Here is a 7751-nt window from a genome sequence, read left to right as displayed (position 1 = left end):
CCCTCGCCCTGTTGATCAAGAAGTTTGCGTCATTGCGAGGCGGTCGACAGACGCAAACTTCTTGATCAACAGGGCGAGGGGCGGCTGGGAGGTCGCCGTGAGGTTACTGACAGTTGCCTGACGGGGTGGCCGAATCGCCGCATTCGCGGTAATCCTGGGGTCCATGCCGTCTCCCCGGTCGCCGCTGTCGCGGCTCTTCACCGTGCTCCTCGCCGGCGTCCTCGGCGGGCTCGTCCTCGCGGTCGCCGCGCTTCCCAGCGGCCTGCTCGGCGGGCTCGCGGCCCAGGCCGGCCTGGGCGCGTACGCGGAGCTGCCCGACGCGCTGCGCACCCCCGCGCAGCCGCAGCGCTCCTACCTCTACGCGAACGACGGCAAGACCCTGATCACGACGTTCTACGACGTCAACCGCAGCGACGTCCCCCTCGCCGAGATCGCCCCCGTGATGCGGCAGGCGATCATCGCGGCCGAGGACCGCCGCTTCTACTCGCACGGCGGCGCCGACCTGCGCGGCATCGCCCGCGCCCTGGTCGCCAACGTCAGGGGCGGCGGCACCGAGCAGGGTGGCTCGACGCTGACCATGCAGTACGTCCGCAACGTGCTCAAGACCGACCCGACCCGCACCGCCGAGGAGCGGCAGGCCGCCACCGAGCAGACCGTCGGACGCAAGCTCCAGGAGATCCGGTACGCGAACGCGCTGGAGGAGACGCTCAGCAAGGACGAGATCCTCAACCGCTACCTGAACATCGCGTACTTCGGCTCCGGCGCGTACGGCGTCGCGGCGGCCAGCCAGCGCTACTTCGGCAAGGCCCCGGCCGACCTGACCCTGGGCGAGGCGGCGCTGCTGGCCGGCCTGGTCCAGTCGCCCGACCAGTACAGCCCGATCGACGGCGACAAGGACCAGGCGCTCGCCCGGCGGGGGTACGTGCTCGACTCGATGGCCGAGACCGGCGCGATCACCGCGCAGCAGGCCGCCGCGGCCAAGGCCGAGCCGCTGACCCTGCACCCGACCGCCCAGCCCAACGGCTGCACGGCGGTCGCCCAGGGCCACGACGACTGGGGCTTCTTCTGCGACTACCTGCGCCAGTGGTGGCGCGCCCAGCCGGCCTTCGGCGCCACCGTCGAGGAGCGCGAGCAGGCGCTGCGCCGGGGCGGCTACCGCGTGGTCACCACGCTCGACCCGAAGATCCAGCAGACCGCCCAGAAGCAGTCCACCGCCGTCTACGGCTACGGCAACAAGCGCGCCCTGCCGATCGCCGCGGTCGAGCCGGGCACCGGCCGGGTGCTGGCCATGGCGGTCAACCGGCACTACAGCCTCGCGGACAACCCGGCCGGGCAGGCCAACCACCCGAACACCGTCAACCCGCTGATCTCCGGCGGCGCGAGTGTCGACGGCTACCAGGCCGGCTCGACGTTCAAGATGTTCACGATGCTCGCCGCGTTGGAGGCCGGCAAGCCGCTCGCCACCGGCTTCGACGCCCCGGCCAAGCTGCCCACCCGCTACGCCTCCGACGCCGAGGGCAACTGCAACGGCACGTGGTGCCCGGCCAACGCCAACCCGGAGTGGATGGACGGCTACCGGATGATGTGGGACGGCTTCGGCCGGTCGGTGAACACCTACTTCGTCTGGCTGGCCGAGCAGGTCGGCGAGGAGAAGGTGGTGGAGATGGCGCAGCGGCTCGGCATCACCTTCCGGGCCGACTCCGACGCCGCCTTCGCGAAGGACGACGCGGAGAACTGGGGCGCGTTCACGCTCGGCGTCGCCGCCACCACCCCGCTCGACCTGGCCAACGCGTACGCCACCGTGGCCGCCGAGGGCACCTACTGCACCCCGCTGCCGGTGGTCTCGGTGAACGCGGCCAACGGCGAGAAGGTCGCCGTCGGGCAGCCCTCCTGCAAGCGGGTGCTCGACGCCGACGTGGCCCGGGCGGCCACCGACGCGGCCCGCTGCCCGGTCGGCCAGCAGTCCGCGTACGGGCAGTGCAACGGCGGGACGGCCACCTCGGTGGACGGGATCGTCGACCGCCCGGTGGCCGGCAAGACCGGCAGCTCCGAGGAGAACGCCACCGAGACCTTCGTGGGGTTCACCCCGCAGGTGGCGGTGGCCGGCATCGCGGCGAACCCGGACGACGCGACCGACCTGGTCGGTTCGGCCGTGCAGGCCAAGGTCATCGACGCGGTCGCCCGGGTCATCCGGACGGCGGTGGACGGCAAGCCGGTGAAGGACTTCACGGCGCCGAGCCGCGAGCTGGCCGGCGACCCGCACCGCCCCCAGCCGCGCCCCACCCCAAAGCCCGACGAGGAGCGCCGGCAGGACCGCGGCCTCCCCTCGGACCTGCTCCGCTGGCTCCAGGGCCGCGACCGCGGCTGACCCAGAAGGAAGGGCCCCTGTCAACGCCTGCGGTACAGCAGGGGGCCCCTCCTGACGTCGGCTTCGGGGAGGAGCGGCGCGACGGCGCGGTCGAGGGCGGCGGCCACCTCGTCGGGGGTGGCGTCGCCGTCGAGGAGCACGAACGTCGTGAAGTCGGGCAGCGCGCGGTAGGCGCTGTCGAGCGCGCGCAGGTGCGCCAGTTCCTCGGTGTCGATGCCCCGGGCGGCCACCCGCCGCTGCGCCACCTCGGGTGAGGTGGCCAGGAAGCAGACCACCGCCGGGCGCGGGAACATCGCGTAGAACGCCCGGACCGCCCGCCGCCCCCGGTCGCCGCGGGCGGCCATGATGACCTCCTGGCACCAGGTCCACCGGTCCAGCACCGCCGTGCGCCCGGCCACCCCGGCCGTCAGCACGGTGCGGGCCATGGCCAGCGCGCGGACCGTCGCCTCCAGCGCCGGATAGAGGGTACGGCCGAACAGCGCCACCCCGTCCGGCCGGCCGAGCGCCCGGGCCAGCCGGTTCCACAGCGGCCGGCCGCCGGCGTTCTCGAAGTAGGTCGCCGGGACCCCCCGGGCCGTCAGCCGGTGGGCGAGCGCTCTGGCCTGGGTGCTCTTGCCGGAGCCGTCGACACCGACCAGGGCGATCATCACGGAACGGGCCACGGATCCGGACGTTAGCCGCCCCGGGCAAATTTCCTGAGAAAGAATCCCTGCGGGCTGTCGGATCCGGTCGGCCGGCTCCGACCCACCGGTGAGCGCGCCCGCCCGGGGCGCCGCCGGAAGCGGAGGACATCATGCGCAAGCTCGTCTACTGGGTGCACCAGTCGGTCGACGGCTTCATCGAGGGCCCGAACGGGGAGTTCGACTGGGCGGCCATGGGACCGGAGCTGTCCGCGTACTCCCTGGAGCTGACCGACCGGGCCGACGCCTTCCTCTACGGCCGCAAGGTGTGGGAGATGATGTCCTGGTACTGGCCCCGCGCCGAGCAGATGTCCCCGGACCCGCACGACCTGGCCTTCGCCCCGGTCTGGGCCCGCACCCCGAAGATCGTCATCTCCCGCACCCTGGAGAGCGCCGAGTACGGCGCCCGGGTGATCGGCCGCGACCTGGCCGCCGAGGTGGCCGAGCTGAAGGCCCAGCCCGGTGCGGACCTGCTGCTCACCGGCGGCTCCGGCGCGGCGGCGGCGCTGGGCGAACTGGGGCTGGTCGACGAGTACCAGGTGGTGGTGCACCCGGTCGTGCTGGGCGGGGGCACACCCGTCTTCCCCGGCAAGGAGCGCCTCGACCTGCGGCTGACCGGCACCCGGGGCTTCGACGGCCGGTCGGTGCTGCTGCGCTACGAGAAGGCGTGAGGGTCACCGCCCCCGGCGGCGGGGACGGTACGTGGCGAGGACCGAGGGCAGCCCGCGCCGGATGATCTCCGTCCGGTCGCTGTCCCCGCGCAGCACCGCGGCGGCCGTCTTGCGGGCCTGCTCGGCGGTGAAGTGCGGGGGCAGCATCAGCTCGGCCGGGTCGACGACCGCGTTCACCACCACCGGCCGGTCGGCGGTGAGCACCCGCTGCCACAGGTCGGGCACCTGGTCGGGGGAGTCGACCAGGACGCCGTCGAGCCCCAGCACCTCCGCCCACCGGTGGTACGCCACGTCCGGCAGGTCCTGGCTCGCCGGGAACATCGGCGTGCCCTCGCCGGAGCGCTGCTCCCAGCTCACGAAGGACAGGTCGCGGTTGTTGAGCACCAGCACCACGAACCGCGGGTCCGCCCACTCCCGCCAGTACTTGGCCACGGTGATCAGCTCGTTGACGCCGTTCATCTGCATGGCGCCGTCGCCGATGAGCGCCACCAGCGGCCGGTCCGGGTGGGCGAACTTCGCGCTGATGGCGTACGGCATGGCCCCGCCCATGGAGAGCAGGGTGCCGGAGAGGCTGGCCAGCATGCCGGGGCGGACCCGGATGTGGCGGGCGTACCAGGCGGTCGCCGTGCCGCAGTCCACGGCCAGCATGGCGTCGTCCGGCAGGGCGTCGTCCAGGGTCGCGAAGAGCAGCTGCGGGTTCACCGGATCGGCCGTCTGCTCGGCCACCTCCCGCTGGGACTGCCGCCACTTCGCGGTGGCGTCGGCCAGGGTGGCCCGCCAGGCGGCCGGCACCGGCCCGGTGCCCAGCTCCCGCAGCAGCGCCCGCAGGGTCGGCGCGGCGTCCCCGGTCAGGTTCACCTCGGTCGGGTAGCGCAGCCCCATCCGGCTGCCGTCCAGGTCGACCTGCACCGCCCGGGTCCTGCCCTGCGGCGGATAGAACTCCGAGTACGGCATGTTGCTGCCCACGATCAGCAGCCGGTCGCACTCCTGCATGAGCTGCCAGCTCGGGCGGCTGCCCAGCAGGCCGATGGCCCCGGTCACCCAGGGCTCCCGGTGGTCGACGGCGGCGAAGCCGAGCAGGGCGGTGGCCACCCCGGCGCCGAGCCGGTCGGCGACCCGGCGGACCTCGTCCTCCGCGCCGAGGGCGCCCTGACCGACCAGCATGGCGACCTTCTCGCCGCCGCGCAGCACCTCGGCCGCCCGGCGCACCTCCTCCTCCGGCGGCACGGTCGGCATGCTGCTCGGCACCGCGCTGGTGTGGTAGTAGCCGTGCGCGTGCGGCGGCTCCGGCACCGCGGGCTCGTCCTGCACGTCGGAGGGAAGCACGAGGGCGGTGACCGTCCGCCGGGCCAGGGCGGTCCGGCAGGCCCGGTCGACCAGGTGCCGCGCCTGCGACGGGTCGTCGAGCTGGGCCAGGAAGGCCGACGCCACGTCCTTGTAGAGGGCGAGCAGGTCGACCTCCTGGTAGTAGCCGCCGCCCTCGGCGGGCAACGCCGTGTGCCCGAGCAGGGCCACCACCGGCTGGTGGTCGAGCTTGGCGTCGTACAGGCCGTTGAGCACGTGGATGGCCCCTGGGCCGCTGGTCACCACCACGCACCCGAGCGGCCCGCCGCCGTACTTGACGTGGGCGCTGGCCGCGAAGCCGGCCGTCTCCTCGTGCCGCACCTGGATGAACTCGGCCCGGCCGGCGGCGCGTTGCAGCGCCGAGGTCATGCCGTTGATGCCGTCGCCGGGGTAGCCGTAGTAGCGGTGCACGCCCCACTCCGCCAGCCGGGCCACGATGTAGTCGGCGACCGTGGCGTCCCGGGGCAGCCGGCCGTCGCCGGTGGGGTCCGCGCTCATCGGGGTGATCCCTTCGTCGCTGTCCGCTTTCCCGGGCTCCGTTCCCTTCTCGGGGCGGCGGAAACCCGGGCCGTGCCGGGCCGACCGCAGCGACCAGGCAGAATCGTCCGGTGCCCGTCCACGAGATCACCGACCCCGACGACGACCGGATCGCCGACTACCGCGCGCTGACCGACGTGGAGCTGCGGACCCGGTGGGAGCCCCCGCACGGGCTGTTCATCGCCGAGGGGGAGCTGGTGCTGCGGCGGGCGCTGCGGGCCGGCTACCCGGCCCGGTCGTACCTGGTCGACGCCAAGCGGGTGGACCAGCTCGCCGACCTGGACACGGGGGACACCCCCGTCTACGCGGCCACCCAGGAGGTGCTCCAGCGGGCCACCGGCTTCCACGTGCACCGGGGCGTGCTCGCCTCGTTCCGCCGCAAGCCGCTGCCGTCGGCCGCCGAGGTGCTGGCCACCGCCCGCCGGGTGGTGATCCTGGAGGACGTCAACAACCACACCAACCTGGGCGCGATCTTCCGGGCCGTCGCGGCGCTCGGCGTGGACGCCGTGCTGCTCTCGCCGACCTGCGCCGACCCGCTCTACCGGCGCAGCGTCCGGGTCAGCATGGGCGAGGTCTTCGCCATCCCGTACGCGAAGCTGGAGCCCTGGCCGGACGCGCTCGGCGAGGTGCGGGCGGCGGGATTCACGGTGCTGGCCATGACGCCCGCGCCGGACGCGGTCCCGATCCAGCGGCTGGACGCCGGGCAGCGGGCCCGCGCGGCCCTGCTCATGGGGGCGGAGGGCGCCGGCCTGACCGGGGCCGCGATGGCCGCCAGCGACGTCCGGGTGGTGATCCCGATGCGGCGCGGGGTGGATTCGCTCAACGTCGCCGCCGCCACCGCGGTCGCCTGCTGGGAGCTGGGCCGCGACGACCCCGTGTGACCTCCCGGCGGCCGGCACGCTCGGCATCGGCGGTGACGCAGGGTAGCGTGTCGCCCGTGTTCCCTACCGTCCGTGAGGTGCTCGCCCTGGTGCCGGTGCGCCACGGCGCGCCGCGCCTGGTCGCCGGGGACGCGGGCCTGGACCGGCCGGTGCGCTGGGTGCACGTGGCCGAGGTGCCGGACATCGCCACCCTGCTGGGGGGCGGCGAGCTGGTGCTCACCACCGGGATCGGGCTGCCCGCCGACGACGCCGGCCTGCGCGCGTTCATCGGCGACCTGGCCGACGTCGGGGTGTCCGGGCTGGTGGTGGAGCTGGGCCGCCGCTACGTCAGCGGGGTGCCTCGGGTGATGGCCGCCGCCGCCGAGCGGCGCGGGCTGCCCCTGGTCGAGCTGCGCCGGGCCACCCCCTTCGTGCGGATCACCGAGGCGGTGCACGCGCTGATCGTGGACGCCCAGCTCACCGAGCTGCGCGCCACCGAGGAGATCCACCAGCGGTTCACCGAACTCTCCGTCGAGGGCGCCGAGCCGGCCGAGGTGGTCCGGCAGGCCGCCGAGCTGGCCGGCTGCCCGGTGGTGCTGGAGAACCTGTCCCGGCAGGTGCTCGCGTACGACCCGGCGGGGGAGAGCGCCGAACTGCTGCTGGACGGCTGGGAGCAGCACTCCCGGCGGATCCGGCCGGCCGGGCGGACCGCGTACGACCGGGACAGCGGGTGGCTGGTGACCACGGTCGGCGCCCGGGGTCAGGACTGGGGGCGGCTGCTGCTGCGCTGGCCGGCCGGGTCCGAGCTGACCACCGACCGCCCCGGGCGCGCGCCGATGGCGGCGGTCGAGGCGCACCCGGCGCAGCGCGGCGGCGAACGCGGTGAGCGCCTTCTCCTCGGCGGCCGGGTCGGGCAGCGCCAGCAGCGCGCCCACCGCCTGGTCGTCGACGGCACTGGTCAGCGCGGTGAGCTTGGCCTCGCGCAGCGCCTGGCCGACGGCCTCGGCGAGGTCACGCAGCCGGGCCGGACCGGCCTCGGGGCCGGCGTCGGGGGCCGGCCCGCCGCCCTCGCCCGGGTCGTCGGCCCGGTGCCGGACCACCACGCCGACCAGGTGGCGGCGGTCCAGGGTCACGCCGAGCGCCTTGGCCCGCAGCGCCACCTCGTCCACCGGGCGGGAGTGGTCGATCAGGGCGGTGAGCAGGGTGCGGTGGATCTGCCGTTCCAGGCCCTCGGCGTCGCGCCGGATCAGCCGGCCCAGGGCCAGGGTGGAGGCGGCGCGCTCGATCAGGA

General features: G+C 74.5%; 5 protein-coding genes and 2 pseudogenes. 4 read left to right on the top strand and 3 right to left on the bottom strand.

Features of this window, described 5'->3' with window-relative positions; all coding sequences use genetic code 11:
• Window positions 1-163: 163 nt before the first annotated feature.
• Entirely contained in the window at window positions 164-2368 is a 2205-nt protein-coding gene (locus F8274_RS29025; RefSeq protein WP_151465542.1) for a transglycosylase domain-containing protein, read from the top strand.
• 20 nt (window positions 2369-2388) lie between these two features.
• Here F8274_RS29025 and F8274_RS29020 read toward each other — a convergent pair whose 3' ends face one another.
• The gene (locus F8274_RS29020) at window positions 2389-3030 is read right to left on the bottom strand and encodes a dTMP kinase (protein ID WP_151465541.1); all 642 of its coding nucleotides are present in this window, start codon (window positions 3028-3030) and stop codon (window positions 2389-2391) included.
• A gap of 131 nt (window positions 3031-3161) precedes the next feature.
• Between F8274_RS29020 and F8274_RS29015 the strand changes: the two genes are divergently transcribed.
• Window positions 3162-3719 (top strand): dihydrofolate reductase family protein, encoded by a 558-nt coding sequence (locus F8274_RS29015; protein WP_151465540.1) that lies wholly within the window; start codon window positions 3162-3164, stop codon window positions 3717-3719.
• A 3-nt stretch (window positions 3720-3722) separates the two neighbouring features.
• Here the strand turns inward: F8274_RS29015 and F8274_RS29010 are convergent, their stop codons facing one another.
• Entirely contained in the window at window positions 3723-5561 is a 1839-nt protein-coding gene (locus tag F8274_RS29010; RefSeq protein ID WP_151465539.1) for a thiamine pyrophosphate-requiring protein, read from the bottom strand.
• Window positions 5562-5671: 110 nt separating this feature from the next.
• Here F8274_RS29010 and F8274_RS29005 point away from each other — a divergent pair, with 110 nt between their 5' ends.
• A complete protein-coding gene (locus F8274_RS29005) occupies window positions 5672-6481 on the top strand; it encodes an RNA methyltransferase (RefSeq protein WP_151465538.1) in 810 nt (269 codons plus the stop codon).
• Between the two features lie 47 nt (window positions 6482-6528).
• Window positions 6529-7296 (top strand): annotated as a pseudogene (locus F8274_RS29000) (PucR family transcriptional regulator ligand-binding domain-containing protein); the annotation flags it as partial.
• A gap of 57 nt (window positions 7297-7353) precedes the next feature.
• Here F8274_RS29000 and F8274_RS28995 read toward each other — a convergent pair.
• Window positions 7354-7593, bottom strand: a pseudogene (locus tag F8274_RS28995) (PucR family transcriptional regulator); the annotation flags it as partial.
• Window positions 7594-7751 lie beyond the last annotated feature (158 nt).

The sequence above is a fragment of the Micromonospora sp. AMSO31t genome, assembly GCF_008868175.1.
Taxonomy (GTDB): Bacteria; Actinomycetota; Actinomycetes; order Mycobacteriales; family Micromonosporaceae; genus Micromonospora.
This window is presented reverse-complemented; position numbering and strand designations above follow the sequence as displayed.